Origin of the sequence: Stieleria maiorica, from assembly GCF_008035925.1 — a bacterium.
GTDB classification, from domain to species: Bacteria; Planctomycetota; Planctomycetia; order Pirellulales; family Pirellulaceae; genus Stieleria; species Stieleria maiorica.
Window position 1 is genome coordinate 9,310,177 of sequence record NZ_CP036264.1, and the last position, 16,167, is coordinate 9,326,343.

The 16,167-nt window shown below is 60.2% G+C and carries 15 protein-coding genes and 1 pseudogene; 7 read left to right on the forward strand and 9 right to left on the reverse strand.

Annotated elements, in window-relative coordinates; translation table 11 throughout:
• Positions 1-74: 74 nt before the first annotated feature.
• From Mal15_RS31845 to Mal15_RS34830, 3 genes and pseudogenes are all read left to right on the forward strand, one after another.
• Positions 75-467 (forward strand): BlaI/MecI/CopY family transcriptional regulator, encoded by a 393-nt coding sequence (locus Mal15_RS31845; protein WP_147871416.1) that lies wholly within the window; start codon positions 75-77, stop codon positions 465-467.
• Positions 468-486: 19 nt separating this feature from the next.
• Positions 487-1,374, forward strand: a pseudogene (locus tag Mal15_RS35220) (M56 family metallopeptidase); the annotation flags it as partial.
• Between the two features lie 222 nt (positions 1,375-1,596).
• Entirely contained in the window at positions 1,597-3,111 is a 1,515-nt protein-coding gene (locus Mal15_RS34830) for a carboxypeptidase-like regulatory domain-containing protein (RefSeq protein ID WP_233903151.1), read from the forward strand.
• Positions 3,112-3,149: 38 nt separating this feature from the next.
• Here Mal15_RS34830 and Mal15_RS31855 read toward each other — a convergent pair whose 3' ends face one another.
• From Mal15_RS31855 to thpR, 9 genes are all read right to left on the reverse strand, one after another.
• On the reverse strand, positions 3,150-3,989 hold the full coding sequence (locus Mal15_RS31855) for a DUF1559 domain-containing protein (protein ID WP_147871418.1): 840 nt from the start codon (positions 3,987-3,989) through the stop codon (positions 3,150-3,152).
• Complete coding sequence (locus Mal15_RS31860; RefSeq protein ID WP_147871419.1) at positions 3,986-4,363, reverse strand: hypothetical protein; 378 nt, start codon at positions 4,361-4,363, stop codon at positions 3,986-3,988. The genes Mal15_RS31855 and Mal15_RS31860 overlap by 4 nt, the downstream gene beginning before the upstream one ends.
• On the reverse strand, positions 4,360-4,896 hold the full coding sequence (locus Mal15_RS31865) for a pilus assembly FimT family protein (RefSeq protein ID WP_147871420.1): 537 nt from the start codon (positions 4,894-4,896) through the stop codon (positions 4,360-4,362). The genes Mal15_RS31860 and Mal15_RS31865 overlap by 4 nt, the downstream gene beginning before the upstream one ends.
• A complete protein-coding gene (locus Mal15_RS31870; RefSeq protein WP_233903152.1) occupies positions 4,893-5,378 on the reverse strand; it encodes a type IV pilus modification PilV family protein in 486 nt (161 codons plus the stop codon). The genes Mal15_RS31865 and Mal15_RS31870 overlap by 4 nt, the downstream gene beginning before the upstream one ends.
• 102 nt (positions 5,379-5,480) lie before the next feature.
• Positions 5,481-6,557, reverse strand: a complete 1,077-nt coding sequence (locus tag Mal15_RS31875; RefSeq protein ID WP_147871422.1) for a type II secretion system F family protein — start codon at positions 6,555-6,557, stop codon at positions 5,481-5,483.
• Positions 6,558-6,565: 8 nt separating this feature from the next.
• Complete coding sequence (locus tag Mal15_RS31880; protein ID WP_147871423.1) at positions 6,566-7,636, reverse strand: type II secretion system F family protein; 1,071 nt, start codon at positions 7,634-7,636, stop codon at positions 6,566-6,568.
• On the reverse strand, positions 7,633-8,574 hold the full coding sequence (locus tag Mal15_RS31885) for a type II secretion system F family protein (protein WP_147871424.1): 942 nt from the start codon (positions 8,572-8,574) through the stop codon (positions 7,633-7,635). The genes Mal15_RS31880 and Mal15_RS31885 overlap by 4 nt, the downstream gene beginning before the upstream one ends.
• A 371-nt stretch (positions 8,575-8,945) precedes the next feature.
• Positions 8,946-10,946, reverse strand: coding sequence for a LamG-like jellyroll fold domain-containing protein (locus Mal15_RS31890; RefSeq protein ID WP_147871425.1), 2,001 nt, complete (start codon positions 10,944-10,946; stop codon positions 8,946-8,948).
• Positions 10,947-11,519: 573 nt separating this feature from the next.
• Positions 11,520-12,092, reverse strand: coding sequence for an RNA 2',3'-cyclic phosphodiesterase (gene thpR, locus Mal15_RS31895; protein ID WP_147871426.1), 573 nt, complete (start codon positions 12,090-12,092; stop codon positions 11,520-11,522).
• A 35-nt stretch (positions 12,093-12,127) separates the two neighbouring features.
• On the opposite strand from thpR, the gene Mal15_RS31900 reads away from it, so the two are divergent.
• The 4 genes from Mal15_RS31900 to Mal15_RS31915 all read left to right on the forward strand — a co-directional run bounded on the left by Mal15_RS31900 (position 12,128) and on the right by Mal15_RS31915 (position 15,968).
• Positions 12,128-13,111 carry a YheT family hydrolase gene (locus tag Mal15_RS31900; protein ID WP_147871427.1) on the forward strand — a complete coding sequence of 328 codons (984 nt, stop codon included), beginning with the start codon at positions 12,128-12,130 and terminating at the stop codon, positions 13,109-13,111.
• Between the two features lie 76 nt (positions 13,112-13,187).
• Positions 13,188-13,535, forward strand: coding sequence for a hypothetical protein (locus Mal15_RS31905; RefSeq protein ID WP_147871428.1), 348 nt, complete (start codon positions 13,188-13,190; stop codon positions 13,533-13,535).
• 391 nt (positions 13,536-13,926) lie between these two features.
• Entirely contained in the window at positions 13,927-14,928 is a 1,002-nt protein-coding gene (locus Mal15_RS31910) for a hypothetical protein (protein WP_147871429.1), read from the forward strand.
• Positions 14,925-15,968 carry a hypothetical protein gene (locus Mal15_RS31915; protein WP_147871430.1) on the forward strand — a complete coding sequence of 348 codons (1,044 nt, stop codon included), beginning with the start codon at positions 14,925-14,927 and terminating at the stop codon, positions 15,966-15,968. Before Mal15_RS31910 ends, Mal15_RS31915 begins: the two co-directional genes overlap by 4 nt.
• The last annotated feature ends 199 nt before the right edge of the window (positions 15,969-16,167 follow it).

Here is a 16,167-nt window from a genome sequence, read left to right on the forward strand (position 1 = left end):
ATTGCATCCTGGGTTCTGAAACGCTAAAAAAATAGCGTTGTGTTGTGGCTCAAGAATCGAACTGGAAGCGCGCGATGACGAACTTGACCAGTCTCTCTCGTCGTGAACGAGAGATCATGGAGATCATCTTTTCCGCCCGTGAGGCGACCGTCCATCAGGTTTGTCAGCGGCTTGATGGCAACCCCACCCCGATGGCCGTTCGCAGGATGCTGGCAATCCTGATGGAAAAAGGCCATCTGAAGCGGAAGAAAGTGGGCCGCGAATTCGTCTATTTGGCGAAGCAGTCCAAGCCCCGCGCCGGTGTGAAAGCGTTACGGCAAGTGATCGACACGTTCTTTGAAGGATCGATCGGTGCGGCACTCGCCACACATTTGGAACGCCCGGGCAGCCGTTTAACGCAGGCGGATGTCAAACGATTGGAGCAGGTGATCGAGGACTTGAAACAAAAGGAGTCTGACAATGATTGAGCCGAACTTGATTCGATGGATGGTTGACAGTGTTGTTGGCGCAACGGTGCTGCTGCTCGTGCTTTGCTTCGCATCTGTCTTCTGGCGGAACCGATCCGCTGCGAGTCGTCATGGATTGTGGGCCGGTGGGTTGATCGGATTGATGGTAGTGCCATCTGTCGTGGCTTTCGGGCCGCGGTTGGCCGTGCTGCCAAGTTTTGACGGTTTGGCCATAGCAACAAACGCGAACGTTTCAGAGGAAAGCGTCAGGTTCCCTGGTGACGCGATTTCAAGTCCATGGATTGCGACCCGGGATGAACATGGTGATGAACGGAAACACTGCACCATAGGTCATCAGATACACCGATCGGGAGTGCAGCCGACGGGCCTCGATTCGGTGACGCGTTGGTCGATGCCGGCTGTGTGCCTGTTCGTCTGGATGGTGGGCAGCGCGATCGTCTCAATTCGATTGTTGATATCATTCGTTTGGCTGGCTTCGATCACGTGGCGGCGGACGGGGATTGCCCCTGCGCTGGATCGAGAGTTCAGGGCTTGCATTTCCATGATGGGAATTCACCGCCACGTCGAGTTGATGGTCGCGAAATCGGATGTGATCCCGATGGCAACTGGGATTTTGTTTCCGAAAATCGTTTTGCCTGCTGCGATGGCTTTGTCGACCACGGATAGCCGTCGGATCGTCATGATGCATGAACTGGGGCATGTTGCGCGACGGGATCCGCTGTGGCATTGTCTCGTTGAACTGACAGGGGTTTTGTACTGGTTTCACCCACTTTACTGGTACGCCAGGCATCAATGTGCATCTCTTCGTGAGTGTGCCTGTGATGATCGCGTCTTAAGCGCCGGCGTCGCATCGGATCAGTATGCACGTTGTCTACTCGCGGTTGTTTCGGGGGCGTTCTTGCGTCCGATTTCTCGTAACCTGGGGGTCGCGATGGCATCAAGCGGCAGAATCGAAAAGCGAATTCGCTCGGTGATGAAGGAGAGGGTCGATCGAAGGCCGGTCGGCCGGGGAGGGATGGTGAGGGTTGTGCTCTTAATTGGCATGTGCCTGATTGGAGTCGGTATGGTGGGCGCCGACGCTCCGCCGAAACAACCTGGAAGCCGACCGGTCGTTGCAGCGGATGACAGAATGACCGGCGGTCAACCCCGCCAAACGGGAACGGCAAACAAGAAGGAGGAAATTGATTGGAAGGTGGTCTCGGGACGCGTGCTCGATGCTGGCGGAACACCGCTTCCAGGTGCTGCGATCTATTACTCCGTCTACTCTGACGATCTGTCGCGCAAGACGATTCAAGGACAAACGGCGGACGACGGATCATTCACTCTGCGATTTCGTGTGGTTTCCGGCGAATTACGTTCAGTCATTGCCTGGTTCCACGCCGATGGACACGCGATTCGAGGTACATCGTTCGCCGAGTTAGTGGTTGATCAATCCAGTGCCAGCGGAGTGGAGATCCGATTGCCTCATGAACAAAAGCAATCAGTGCGGGTGTTCGATCCCGGTGGATCAGAGTTGTCAGGGGCGGTCGTTTTTCCAGAGTCGCTGCCAATTGACACTGTACGGGTGGTCGACGGAATCTATGCGATCGATGAACGACGGGGGCTCGCTGGGAAGATTCCCCACTCGCTAGCCGAAAGGATTGCCGTTCGCACGGATGCAAATGGGAAGGCTTGGATCAGTGCGATCCCACTGAGTGGAGGCAACAGAATCGCCGTGCGATCAGATCGATTCGGGACACAGTTGTTTCGCCCGGCGGGGGACCTTCGTTTGCAGGACGTCGGGGAGATTCGCGGCCGAGTGGTGACGGATCATCCGGAACGGATCGCCGGGACCGAGTTGTCAATTCTTTCGCTATTGGGCGAAGATCCTGCGGGATATGCTCGAGTTCAGATTGATCAAACGGGCCGATTTCATGTGCCCGCCTTTCCGGCCCGCCGCAAACTGGTGCTGTACATCAACTGGAATGACGAACTGCAATTCTTACCGTCGATTGCAACACAGGACTTGGAGGTCCGCGCCGGCGAAGTCCTGGATCTGGAGATCCAGACCGTTCGTGCGGTGGAGGTCAGCGGACGCGTCTTGACGGCTGATTCCCGCCAACCGGTCGGCGGGGCGAGGGTGTCGGTTCAGTCACGCGGGAGCCTTGTGACTGGTCGTAACACATTGACTGACGATCGTGGCAATTTCAAGATTCATGCGTCTGCAGGCGACATCGTGCGGGTCGTGTCGATGGGCACAGACAGGTCGTTGTACGAGCGATATGAGTATCCCCGGACAGATCCGCTGACCATTTCCGACGATGCCGAGCAACTGGACTTCGCGCCGTTCCTGTTGCCGCTCAAGAGGATGATCCGGGGGCAACTGACTGATTCGTCGGGGAACCCGATCGTCGGAGCAACGGTGGTTTTCCACCGTTCAGGCCGGCATGTCCACGGAAACCGGGCGGTCACTCAGGCCGATGGAAAGTTCGTGATGCCGATTCGAAATTGGGAATCAACTCGGTCCAATCCGTTCCTTTCTCGAATTTACCACTGGGAGATCGAGGAGGGAGAGCGAGTCGAGAACGGCATCGTGACGCCCAAGTTCGCGACGTTGCATGTGGCCGAAGACGATAACAACTATGTCCGGCTTGAGCGTCTGTAGCGAATCGGGTTGACGTTTCGGGGGCAGTGACGTCGCGATCAACGCTCGGTTTCGTCGATCAGTTCGCCGTCGGCTCGGTTTCCGAGGTGGCGGTAGACCTGTGGGTCGATGTTGTGCGTGAGGAACACGACGGCGCCGTCGGCCATGCCGAAATTGCCTCCGCCGGCGTGGTAGCTGTCGTATCCACCGACTTCCAACGCGGTGAGTTCCTGGTTGATGTGGTCATTGTAGTTTCGGTCGACGAACTCACCGGTGTTGCGCAAGGTGGCCCGCGTTCCGGTGATCCATCCCAACGGGTCTTTGTCCCCCAGGTGCTCGCCGATCATGATCGTGTTGGTCGTCCCGTCGGTGATCTGGGCGAACCGGAGGGAGCTGTTTAAGAAGAAGATGCCGTTGTTGTCGTCATCGATCGGGGATTCGACGTCGTGATGGCAGCCGGCATAGTCCGACGTGCCGACGCGGTTCATCCCATCACTTCCGAACGTGGTGGGGTTGGAAGGGCAGCGAAAGGTCGGGATGCCATACGAGCGGACTTCGGCGTTCTCGGGGCTGTAGGCGCTTTTGCTGAGGTCCAGCTTTTCAAACGCAGCTTGTTGTTCGATGTACGGCAAGATGCGTGTCATCCATCCGATGTGATTGCCGCCGTTTGCTTCGTTGCGAATCGGGCCTTGATCGTCCGTCACTCCGTCGGGCAAATGTTCCATTGAAAACTCATAGTGGTGGGCCGAGAGGCTGATCTGCACCATGTTGTTGGAGCAGGACATCCGGCGTGCGGCTTCACGTGCGGCTTGAACGGCCGGCAACAATAGACCGACCAGGACCCCGATGATCGCGATCACGACGAGGAGTTCGACAAGGGTAAACGCGTTTCGTTTCATTGGACTTCGCTCGATGAGTAAACGTAGGATTGGGTGGTGATGTTCGGGGCGAGACCGAGTTTGGCGGTCACGGTGGTTTGACCGTCGTCGATCGAGATCGTGACGGTCGCGTCGGCGTCTTGTCCGGCCAGTTCCAGCGTGGGTTGCCACGTTTCGCCCGTGTAGTCGGAGTCTTGTTGGGATCGGATTGCCGCTCGCAGAATCCCCGCGTCCAGCAACCGCTGGGTTTGATGCAGTTGCAAGCGAAGGCGCGTTTCGCGTCGCGCGGCCAAGGCGTCTTTGGCGATCAATCCGATCAACGATGCGACGACGACCAGGCAAGCCAGGACACCGATCATCAGCGTGCCGCGTCGTCGTCGTGGCGGGTACCTCATGATGCGATGTCTCCGTTTTGATGACGCAGTCGCAATCCGATCGATGTCCGCAGCGATCGCCAGAGTGGGACTTCGGACGCGTCAAAGGGCGTGATCGATTTAACGTCCAGCCGGATCGCGTTGTCGGATTCCAATCGCTTCAGCGACAGCGTCCTCGGACGTTTGAACCGATAGGTTTCATTGCGGATGGCGGCATCTTGATGTGTTTCGCTGCGTGTGACCGTCTGGCCGGCGATGGTGTAGACGACGTCGCTGTCGCCGACGACGGAAAGACGCAGCGTCTGGCCGGAGGTGTCGCTGGTCTGCAGGTCGGCCTGTCGGGTGACATGCAGATCGCTGCGGAGTTGCCGGCTGAGATGGAAGAACGTTTGGTCATCCATGCGGCGATGCCGGGCCAGGGTCGACCAGTCGAACGCGTGATGCACCAGCGAGATCGCGACCGTCATGACGGCGCCGCCCAGGGCGATCGCGATGGACAGCTCACGCAGCGTGAACCCATGGCGAGATCGGCGTCGTTGGCGAGGCGGATTCATTGTTCGTCCTCCGGGTCGCCCGCAGCGGGTTCCGGCGTGTCGGGATTGGTGTCCGCGGGTTTCGCGGCGGGCTCCGTCGCCTCGGGGAAGGGATTGATCCAGGCGACCAGCGTGACCGGGGGCGGTGCACCGACTCGAATCCAGTCGATCGACAACTCGATGCGTTTTCCGTCTTGGTCGTCGATCAGCACGGCTTCGATCGTCGCGTCGTGTAAAACGTTTTGAATTTCGGGTGACAACGTCAGGTTTTCCATCGCCTGCGAGCGTTGCTCAGTCGGCATTGCGATCAGACGATCCATTTGTCCGGACAATTCGTCGGCGGCAAACTGTTGATGCTGGGTTTGTTTCCAGATGCGTGCCGAACGAATCACCATCGGGACGGCGACCGACAGCATGACCAGCGTGACGCCGGCTGCGATCAGGGTCTCCAGCAGGACCAGGCCTCTCGGTCTGCGACGTTTTGATTGTTTCGGTGTTGCCACGCTCGCCAGAGCGTGGGCAACCCCGGGGATCCACCTTCTGGCGAAGGCAGAAACGTTTGACGGGCGATTCATGAAGTTGTTGAGCACAGTAACGCTGTCCGGCTAGGCGAGTGAATGGACCAGGTTGGTCAGGGTTTGCATGACGGCGATCGTGATCCAGCCGACGAACAGTCCCAGCAAGAGGATCGGGACGTGTTGCAGCGTCCGGGCCAACAGTTCCGCTTTCCGATCGGCGCGGCGTCGTTTCTGTGTCGCCAGCGTGTGGAGTGTCCAGGCGCGTAGCGGCAAGGCGTTGATCTTGCCGATCTGGGTGGCTTGGTCCCTGCTGATCAAGCCTTGCCGTGCCAGTTGCGGCCAGACGTCCGCATCGTCTTGCGCGTCGGTGCGGGCGCGTAGCAATCGTTTTCGGTAGCTGCGGTCGGGATGGAACTGAGCCGCCGCAGTCAGGGTCGGCGCGATGGGTAGGCCCTGCGCGGTGGGGATTGCCAGCAGACGCAGCAGTCCGGCGGATTGTCGCTCGGCCATGGTCGGCAACCTTCTGCCCAGCGGCGAATAGCGGATTCTGCGCCGTACGTCTTCAAAGAGCAGCAAGATCCCGCAGGGCAGACCGATCAGGAAGGCGAAGGTTAGTGTGGCTGAGAAGGTGTCGCCGAATTCGACGACGGCTAACATCAACGGCGGCAACTCCAACGCAAATTCTTCGAACATGTCTTCCAGAATCGGGACGATGTAAAGCATCAAGAACGATCCGACCAGGAGGGCAAAGCCAAGCACGGCGAGCACATAGCCGAGCGTGCCGCGGATGACTTCACCGACCGACGATTGATCCTCCACGTCGCTACGTTCCAAGAGGGACGCAAAGGTTTCGTCGAGCGTCCGGGTTTCGATCGCACACTGAATGGCCAGCGTGTCGTCGTCGTCCAAGGCACCGGGCGTGTGCACGAGTGCCGCGCCGATCGAACTGCCGGCGGCGATCCAGTGTTGGAGCAGCGTCAGTTTTTTGCCGTAGCGGCCTCGGTGCTCGGCGGCCAGGTTCTGGATCAGTAGTTTCGGATCCAGGCGTTGCGAGTGGGCGAGCGCGAGAATCCGCAGCAGCGCGTGCTGCTTGCTGCGCGTCGAATTGCCGACCAACCCGCTGGGAAGGATCGATTGAACAGGCCCGGTGATGAAATTAAACATGGGATCGATTACGAGGAAAGGGCTGAAACCAGGCTGATCATCGGTGAAAACAACGCCAGCACCAGAAAGCCGATCATCAATCCGACGCCGATGACGGTGATCTGCCCGAGCACAAAGGCGATCCAGTCCCGGCGGCGAATCGACAATTCGCGGTAGCTGGCGGCCAGTTCACGAAGCATGGTCGTGTTGGGTGCCGACGCGATGCTTCCGGTGGACGGTCGGGTGGGGCTGAGTGCGAACAGGAAGTTCGGTGGAAAAACCATTGCCGCCCGCGTCCGATGCAGATTTCCGGCGTCGTGGCCGGCTTGGATCGCAAGATCGCCGACCAGAGTCCTGACGGTTACCTCGGAAGCCGATTCCGCGGCGATCTTCAACGCGCGATCCAACTCGATGCCTTCGTCCAGCAGTTCGGCCACCTGCAGCGAGGTTTTCGCCAGCGACTGTCGGATCGTCTGGCCGTCGATCCTGGGGCCGAGGAGTTTGGTTTTCAGAACACCGTTGCCGATCCAGGCCCACAGCCCACCGGCCAGGCAGGCGAGAAACGCGATCAGCAGGGCGACGGTGACCAACGGATGCGCGTTAACCGCTCTGGAGACGTTGACCAGCGCTTCGGTGGTCACCGGCAACCGCAGTTCGAACTCGCGATACATCTCGTCAAAGGTCGGAACCAGGATTGCGATGACCGCGGTCATCAGGGTCGCCGCGATCGCCAACAGGACGACGGGGTAGGCGATGGTGCGGATCTTTTTGGTGCGCAGACCGTGCTGAAACGCGGATTGTTCGAGCATCGCGGTCAACGCATCGGTCGTTGCCGCGGATGATTGAAGCGTCAGTAGCCAACAATGTTCTGGATAGTGGGCGACCAAATGCGCCGAGGAGACGTTGCGGTCCAGATCGACGGCGAGTTGACGCAGCGTGTTTCGCGTCCAAGCCCCGGGGATCTCTTCGGCGATGTCGCGCAACTGTTTGGGCAGGTCCTTTCGCGCCGTGCGGACCTGGTCGATGCGATCGTAGAGTGACTTCATCGGAACCAGTGTTTCGGCTCCGCCGGCAGCACCGCCCTTGGACTGGATCTTCATCGATTCAACGCCTCCATCGAGCTTTCATTTTGCAAGATGGCGATCCAGGGCAGAAACGTTGCCAGTGCATAGCCCAGCACCAGCAGCGCCGCGATCAAAAGGCCGACGTAGCCAGGTGTTTTGGAAAAGAAGGCGTGGCGACGGTCATCGGCCAGAAAATGGTAGAACCGAGCCAAGCGTCCGAGCGCCCGCGGCCGTGAGGGTGGGGTTCCGTCGCGGACAATACTTTCGGCGATCGGTCGGACGGGCAGCTGGGGCGAAACACTGGTGCCGGCCAACGAGAGCGCTGTTTCCGGTTCGACACCCGAGCCGACCAACACGGCCAAGCGGCGCGATTGTGATTCGGCCGCCAGCCACCGCGCGTACTGGGAACTGCCCGGAACGAGATTCAGCAGCGGGCCGGCGGCAAGTTTTCGCCAGACCCACCAGGTTGCGATCATCACGAACGGGAAGCCGGCAACCCACAGGGGCATCGCCTCGCGGACCGCGATCAACCACCGCGAGACACCGCTGGGCGTCAGGCCCTGCTGGGTGTATTGGGCTTGGATGTGGGGAACCGAAAACGTACACAAGATAATCATCCCGATGTACGCCAGGGCCGCAACGATCAGTGGCTCCGTGATCGCCTGACGGAGCGGGGTGGCCGCCGCGTCGCGATCCAAGTTTTGGATCGCAATCGATTCAAAGATCGGAACCGGATCATCGGACTCCAGCAGCATGCGGGCGATCGCCCGGTAGCGATCGGGCAACGCGTGTCGCTCAAGCAAGGCGTCCGGCGCAAGGTCGCGGCCGACGTCGCTGAGCAATCGGTCATTGATTTCCCGAAGCCGCTCGGCGGTGTCGCCGCCGAGCCCAAAATCCAACGGGATGTTCAGATGCAAGATCGCGATCGCTTGTTGGTTCAACGAAAGCAATCGTGCAGCAGTGGTGTCGGACATGTAACAGCTTGCCGGCGGCGGAACGGCCCGTTGATTTAATCAGCCGTATGGCGCGAGCCTACGGGCCCGGGTGAGATCTTTTGCTGTTTCAATGCCCGTACGCTCGCGCGAAACGGCTGATCCCACGTAGAATCGGATTAAATCGACAGGCCGGGAAATAATCATCAGGGCAAAGGGCTGATGCGCCGGGGCGGTCGATTTGTCTGAACGGTTGAAAAAACCGTGGAGATTCTCCGCGGGGGGGAAGTGAATCCTGGCCAGAGCGAGGTCGGGGTAGCGGAACTCGCCAAGAGTTTCGCTTCACCAGCGGCCCGCCGAAAGTCTTGGCGACTTCCGCTACGATCCAGAGACGCTTGCGATGCCAGCGCGCCCTACTCGACCGGCACCAGTCGGCTGGACTTGCCCATTCGCCCGTTGGCGGCCGAAGCGCTGTGATCCAACAGGAACGGGCCGACGCTGCGGTCAAAGTGGTGCAGCAGCACGGTCGAATCATCGGGTTGGTGTCGTTTGGCAGGCGTGAAGTCGCCATCGTAGCGAACGCCGGTCGAAAGTCGGAACTCGTTCAGCTGGCCGACAAACGCCCGCGTCGGGTTCCCGCCGTGGTCGGGATCGGCACCCAAGTACAGCGGCAACTGGTTTGATTTGCGACTGCCGGTGGCCGACTTGGACGCGACCCGTTTGCCGTCGACATACAGCACGACGTTGCTGCCGTCGTAGACCCCGGCCAAGTGCGACCATTGGTTCAGTGGCAAGGCTTCTTTGCCGATGGCCGACACGTAGCGGCCGCCCAGATGCACGTCGAACTGGACGACGCCGTGATCGGAAAAGAAGGCATATTCCGAGCTTTGTGTCTTGGCGATGATCGCATCAAAACCTTTGTGTTGTGTCGGTTTGATCCAGGTTTCGATCGTGAACGGGCCGGCGGGCAATTCGAACGCGTCGTCGTTGACCGCGATCGCAGAGGCTTCGTCGCTGACCAACAACGCCTGGTCGGAGATCGAGGCGAAATAGTCGGCGGGGACCTGATCCAATCGAATCCCGATCGGAACGTCTGTCGGCGGCAAGTCGACGGCGGCCTTGTCGCCCAGGTAACGCAGCGCGACGGTGACGGCGGGGTTGGCGCTGCCGACGTCTCCGCTCGCATCACGCCGGATCAGGAACTCAACCGTCTGGCTGGCGCCGGCATCGAGCGTGATGTGTTGGTGATCCAGTGTGGACAACCACCCGCTTTGCAGTGTTTCACGAGACATCAGCAGCGTCACTTCGACAGGATGCTCGGCCGGGTTGGTGACGTCCAGCTTGACGGTTCCGCGGGCCGAGCCGTCGACCGAAAGCAGGACCTTATCGGAAACCTGTTTCGGGCGAATCGACCGGGCCAGTTCCAGTTCTTTTAAAAACTCCGGCGTGAATTGCTTGGGATCGAACACCGCACCGACCGGCAGTGACGAGACGGTGATGCGTTTGGGCCGCACGGTGACGATGTTGAAGTGGTGCAGATGACCGGCGCCGGGGATCGGGGTGTCATTCGGGATGTGTCCGCCGGTGGTCGCCAACGCATAGTACTCGATGCCGTCTTTGACGCCGTCGTATCGCATCTTGTGGATGTGCCCGGCAAACACGGCCGAAACGTTGCCCGCGTCGGCTAGACGTTGGTGCACGTCGTCCCAGTTGGAACCGGTGTACCCGCCGCCGATCCAGCGGGGATGATGCAGGAACACGAACACGTGATCTTGATCGGCCAGGTCTTCCAGGGCTTTGTCAAGAAAGTCCAATTGTTGCTGACTCATTTGTTGCAGCGCCCCGGCGTTGAACGCTTTCAAGTTGGTCGACGGATCGCCTTCGTCGCTGTACAGGACGATGAAGCCGGCGTTCTTGTGGCGGAACGAATACCAGAGCGGTCCGAAGTGTTTTTCATAGTTGGATTCATGATGTCCCGGCGGTGCGGGGTTTTCGCCACGCCAATAGATGTCATGGTTTCCGGCGACCGGAAACCAACGCATCTTCAGGCGGTTCATGATCGCTTTGTACTCGTCGGCTTGCGCCAGCCACTCGGGGGTTTCGTTGTAGCCTTGGATCAAGTCGCCGACCGTCATGACCAGATCGGGGTCCAGCAAATTTGTATCGGCGACGGCTTGCTCGAGCACTTTCAGTCCGGCGGGAACGCCGCCGGTCCGGTCGCCGTAGACGATGAACTGGAACCCGTCTTCGGCCACCGTCGGCGCGATGACCTTTGCCGTCGATCGCGTTGTCAAAACCCTCGCGGGTGTGTCGTGATTGTGTGGGAGACCGCCGGCGGTTTCGTGAGCTGGTGAGATAGCGGCGCTGCAAAGGGTAGCGGCAACGAACAGCGTGACGCGGATGGATAGATTCATGGATGCAATCGGATCGGGGTGGGCGAGTGAGGTGGGAAACGATTTCCGACTCACCTGTCGGTCGAGTCGGTCATTAGAACGCGGGGAGGAGATCGGGAAACGCCTGTCGGTAAAACTAAACGGAACCTTCATTCCGCGATACGATCGGAAACGGACAGGTTCCCCGGCCGATGGAGAGATGGAGAATCGTCCGGCGCCGCTTTCGCAGGCGGCGAACCTGTGACGGCGGGGTTGATCGGCGGCGATGCATCGGAATTGTGTGCGGTGCTCATGCCACCAGTTTAGTCCGGCGGAGTGTCGGGCGGCAAACGAGCGCCGGTGGTCCTGCAATGGGGTGTACGACGTCCTTTTTAGGTCGTCGCGAAGAGCCTCACGTGCGACGGCCCGGAAGGGCCATCGTACGTACGAGACAGGCATCGCCCTAAGTTGGACGTTCCCTAAAGGCTAGACACCAGCGACCTGAGCCGTTGGCGCTAGCCTCGGGCCTTACCGCCGTGTTATAGGCGTATCAAGGCCCGCGGCTAGCGCCGTCAGCTCACTAAGCCCGTGCCGTTGGTTCCTGACGGCTTTTCATCAGTCCAATTCGATCGTGTCCATGACTTGATAGGTCGGGCCGGCCTTGTCCAGAAAGCTGGCCATCAAGTGCACTTCGTCGACGACCATTTCGCCCAACTGCGTGTCTGCCAGATCGCTCATCGCGGCGACCAATTCCTCGCCGGCCCGCCGCGAATTGCTGCGTGTGCGGCCGAGGGTCAGGTGGGGCGTGTAGTCACGCGGTTCGGGTTTAAACCCCAACTCGGCGAGCTGTTTTTCCAGGCCGGCGACCAGCCGGACCAAATTGCCGGTCGGATCATCGACGCCGACATACAGGATGCGTGGTTTTTCGGCGTTGGGAAAACCGCCGGTACCTGCGAAACGTAATTCGAACGGTTCGATCGGATCGGTCACTCGACGAATCGCTTTACAAACGTCTGGGATTTCGACGTTGTCGACTTCCCCGAGGAACTTTAGCGTCAGATGAAAGTTGTCGATCGGCACCCACTTGAAACCCGAGTCAAGCGGCTTGAGTCGTTTCATGATCTTGCCGGCCGCCGCGGTCACGGCGGGGGGGACCGGGATGGAGATGAAGGAGCGGATCGTTTGCATGAATCCAACGCGTGTCTTTACACTTGATTAACGAAATGAAACCCTTTGTGCCCCCACCGTTTAAACCCGACCTGCTGATGCGTGGCGGGCATTTGCAGACGCTCGCGTCGCTGCGGGCGCCGGCCGAGCAGATCGCCCCGGTGCATCAGCACGTCGTCGAGCTGCCGGACGGGGATGCCATTGTGCTGCATGAAAACGCGGCGGTCGATGGTGGGCAATCCGGCCCGGCGGTGGCATTGTTTCACGGATTGAGCGGATGCCACGGATCGCCGTACATGGTTCGCTTGACGATGCGACTGGTCTCTCTGGGGTGGACGGTGTACCGCGTCGACATGCGGGGCTGTGGCGCGGCCAGGGATTTGGCGCGACAGCTCAGCCATGCCGGCCGCAGCGACGACGTGCTGGCGGCGATCGATTTTATCGCGCGGCGTCATCCCGCCACGACACTGTCCGCCGTGGGCGTGTCGTTGGGCGGAAACCAATTGTTGCGTCTGGCCGGCCGGATCGGCGCCGGGCTGGACGCGCGTCCGCAGTGGTTTGACCGCTTGGACCGGATCGCGGTCGTGGCCCCCCCGATCGACCTGATCCGATGCAGCGAAAACATGCAGCGGCTCTCCCGCCGGTTGTACAACTACTACTTCATCCGCACGTTGTTTGAGCGGATCGCACCGGCGGTCCGCGATCGCCAGCAGTTTCAAGCAATCGCCTCGCTCGGTCGTCCCAAAACCCTGTTGGAGCTGGATGATCGGTTGACCGCCCCGTTGAGCGGTTTTCAGGGGGCGTCAGAGTATTACCAGCAGTGTGGGGCGATCCACGTGACCGAGTCCAATCCGGTGAAAACCCTGGTTCTGGCGGCCAAGGATGATCCGATTGTCCCCGTTGATTGCTTCACCACCGCCCGCTGGCCGGAGCAAACTCAGCTCGTTTTAACGGCAACGGGGGGGCATGCGGGCTTCGTCGCCCGGCGGCGGAACCATTGGATGGACGATTGTTTGGTCGCTTGGCTGAATCGACTTTGATTGTGTCGTCATTCTTCGTGTAAGCTACTCTCTGGGGAGATCGAGATTCGGGTCGTTTGGGACTGAGGCATATCCAATGGCTGGTGAATACCACGGCTGGGACCAGGAGGGCGAACGATGGCGTTTCGCGGACACCGTGGGGCGCCCCAAGAATGAGACGGTGTTTTTGATCGAGGATTTCGGTGAACCGACATCCGCCCGCCAGGCACTCTCCGCAATCATGTCCGCGATGGCTCAATTCAAGCAACGTGTTCAAGTCGTTCAGACGGATCGCAATGACCGATTGATCAAGAAGCTCCGAGAGGCGTCGCTGTTGAGGGTTGCCGACATCAAGGTCGGCGACACGCAGCAATGGGGGGTGCTGGGTGTTCAGACCCGAAAGCCGACTCCGAAACGTTCCAAATGGAAGTTCTGGGCGTCGTAGGCTTCGCCCGCGGCTTGGTTTTCCGGTCGCGGAACTCGCCAAGAGTTTCGCACGGACGCAACGACCTCACTCGGTTTTCTGGTAGCGGAACTCGCCGAGAGATTCGCACTGGCGGGACGACGCCACGCCGGGGGCCGAAGGCCTTGGCGGCTTCCGCGACGACGCGATTCCGAAAACTGAACTGCGGAGAGAGACTCGTACGCACGCCACTTCATCATCGGGGGAAAAACATTTGGTCCGGCTGCCATCCGATTCAACGCAACGTGTGCCGCCTACACGCACGCCCCTGAAGGTACCGCTGACGGTTGCTAGTGTCGTCGCCTTGGTAACGTTGGGTGTCACACTCCAGCCGCTTGCGGAACAGAATCGATCGTCGACGCGTTCGACGACGATGCCGCCAAGTCCCAGCCCCGTCGTGACCACCGAAACGGCAAAACGTGTCGCTCGGGCGCGGTTTTATGACGCCCAAGTCTTGCCCTTGATCGCCGAGGTGGACGCGCTGAACTTGGCGGCGGCCGATCGCTGTCTCAATCGGATCGACCGAATTCTGCAGGGATACCATGCCGGCGTCGAACCGTTTGTTGCCGACATGACCAGCATCTCCACACGGCTGGGCGTGCTGAAGCGGATGCCCGGCGGATGGTGGACCAGCGATGGGCGAGTCGAAGCCTATGTGCAAGATAAATTCGAGACGCATTTGTTTTCCCAGCAGACGCTGCTGGAGGACATCTCCGGTGCGTTGCTGCAATTCCGCAGGGACGTCGACGCGAATCAGTCGCTGATGCTGACGCGGGTCCAGGCCGCGTTGTCGACCTCGGATTTGCCGGACGTTCTACTGCAGCCGCACGACACTTTTTTTCGAGAATTGTCGACCGAATTGGGGAGCTATGCGGCCGGTCAGGGGGCGACCAGTGTGGAAAACATGCTCGGCGCGCTGGTGCTGGGCGAAGTCGGCGCGTTTGCCGCCCGATCGGTCGTGGCCGGTTTGTTGGTCCGGTTCGCACCCTCGGTCGCGATCAGCTCGGCGGCCGGTGCGAGTGCGACCGTGGGGGCTTCGGCAACCGGTGCCGGTGGCGGATCGATCGGCGGGCCGGTCGGCGCGGTGGTCGGTTTTGGGGCGGGACTGGCGATCGGACTGGTGATCGACTGGTGGATGACCGAACAGTTCGAAGCGGAATTGACCCGTCAAATGCACGTGTACCTGAATGATTTGGAAGCGACACTGATTTCCGGCGGGACGTCAGCTTCCGATGAGACGACAAAGGAAAGGGCGGACGCGGCTGCCGAGCCGACCTCCGGGCTGAAGCACGCCTTGCCCAATTTGTGCGGCCAACTGCGCAATGCGTATCGTGATCGTTTTTATCAACAAATTGTCGACGGAGAATCGTCGTGATCGTTAATACCAACCGTCGTTTGACGTTACTGTTCGTCGGAGTGTTGTTGGTGGTCGGCGCGATCGAGTCGCCTGTCGCCCAGGCCGCGTCGCTGCCCGGAGTGATGTCGGGGACGACGGTCGCACGCGCGATCATGAAATACTTTGGCAAGGAAGGCGCCGAGGAGGCGACGGAGTATTTGGCGCGTCAAGGCGGACGTGAGATCGCCGAACGGGTCGGGGCGGCGGCGGTCCGCGAAGGCGGCCAGGAAGCGGCCGAGCAAGTTAGCCGTTTGGCCGGCAAGTATGGCCCCGAAGCGCTAGCGGCATTGGACAACGCGCCCGAGTTGGCACCGCTGTTGGCCGCGCTGGACGAATTGCCGGAGTCGCAGGTGCGTGCCGCCTTGGCTCGTCTGTCGGCCGGAACCGCCGGACGCGAACTCGCCCAAACCGTCAGCCGCGTGGGCGCTTCGGCGCTGCGAAGCGAGCTGAAACACCCCGGCGTCGGCGGAATGCTCGCACGTACGCTGGGCGATGACGGCGCGGAATTGGCGACCAAGCTGACCGGCGACCAAGCCATCGCCGTCGGGCGGCACGCCGACGATCTGGCCGCGCTGCCCTCGGCGCCTCGCCAAGGCGTGCTGGCGCTGTTGCGAAACGATACCGAACGGATGGTCGCCTTCATGGGCCGTTTCGCCGCGGATAACCCCGGCAAGACGTTGTTCACCGCTGCGACGACCACCATCATTCTGGCGGAATCCGAACGGATACTCGGCGGTGACGAAATCGTCTTTGATGCCGACGGCAACCCCATCGTCGTCAGCAAGGCCGGCATCGCGGGACGAACGATGAAGGCCGGCGGAGAAGCTCTCGCACATGTTTCGGTCAACTATCTCCAACCGCTGTTGCTGACCGCGATCGCGTTTGTCGTGACCTTTGCCACGCTGTTCATGTTGCTGAAATTGTGGCATGCCCATCAACGCGAAAAGCTGTTGATCGAGGGGATGTTGCGGGAACCGGAGACGATCGAGGGATCGGTGGTGGAGAAGAAGGCGGAATGATACGGGGCAAGTCGATGGGTGGAATGCCAGCGGGAAGCGTAAGCGAGCGGCCCGCGCTCGATGGAGAGAAGGCAAAACGATGGGGGCAAAACGATGGGGGCAAAACGATAGGGGCAAAACGATAGGGGCAAAACGATAGGGGCAAAACGATAGGGGCAAAACGATAGGGGGCAGTGGGCGTCTACAGGTTTCGTTCGAG

Bases quoted from the DNA above. Each gene is read 5' to 3' on its own strand.
- Mal15_RS31845 (WP_147871416.1), top strand. From the start codon at position 75: ATGACGAACTTGACCAGTCTCTCTCGTCGTGAACGAGAGATCATGGAG.
- Mal15_RS31910 (WP_147871429.1), top strand. From the start codon at position 13,927: ATGCCGCCAAGTCCCAGCCCCGTCGTGACCACCGAAACGGCAAAACGT.
- Mal15_RS31900 (WP_147871427.1), top strand. From the start codon at position 12,128: ATGAAACCCTTTGTGCCCCCACCGTTTAAACCCGACCTGCTGATGCGT.
- Mal15_RS31860 (WP_147871419.1), bottom strand. From the start codon at position 4,363: ATGAGGTACCCGCCACGACGACGACGCGGCACGCTGATGATCGGTGTC.
- Mal15_RS31880 (WP_147871423.1), bottom strand. From the start codon at position 7,636: ATGAAGATCCAGTCCAAGGGCGGTGCTGCCGGCGGAGCCGAAACACTG.
- Mal15_RS31905 (WP_147871428.1), top strand. From the start codon at position 13,188: ATGGCTGGTGAATACCACGGCTGGGACCAGGAGGGCGAACGATGGCGT.
- Mal15_RS31885 (WP_147871424.1), bottom strand. From the start codon at position 8,574: ATGTCCGACACCACTGCTGCACGATTGCTTTCGTTGAACCAACAAGCG.
- Mal15_RS31890 (WP_147871425.1), bottom strand. From the start codon at position 10,946: ATGAATCTATCCATCCGCGTCACGCTGTTCGTTGCCGCTACCCTTTGC.
- Mal15_RS31855 (WP_147871418.1), bottom strand. From the start codon at position 3,989: ATGAAACGAAACGCGTTTACCCTTGTCGAACTCCTCGTCGTGATCGCG.
- Mal15_RS31875 (WP_147871422.1), bottom strand. From the start codon at position 6,557: ATGTTTAATTTCATCACCGGGCCTGTTCAATCGATCCTTCCCAGCGGG.
- Mal15_RS34830 (WP_233903151.1), top strand. From the start codon at position 1,597: ATGACCGGCGGTCAACCCCGCCAAACGGGAACGGCAAACAAGAAGGAG.
- Mal15_RS31865 (WP_147871420.1), bottom strand. From the start codon at position 4,896: ATGAATCCGCCTCGCCAACGACGCCGATCTCGCCATGGGTTCACGCTG.
- thpR (WP_147871426.1), bottom strand. From the start codon at position 12,092: ATGCAAACGATCCGCTCCTTCATCTCCATCCCGGTCCCCCCCGCCGTG.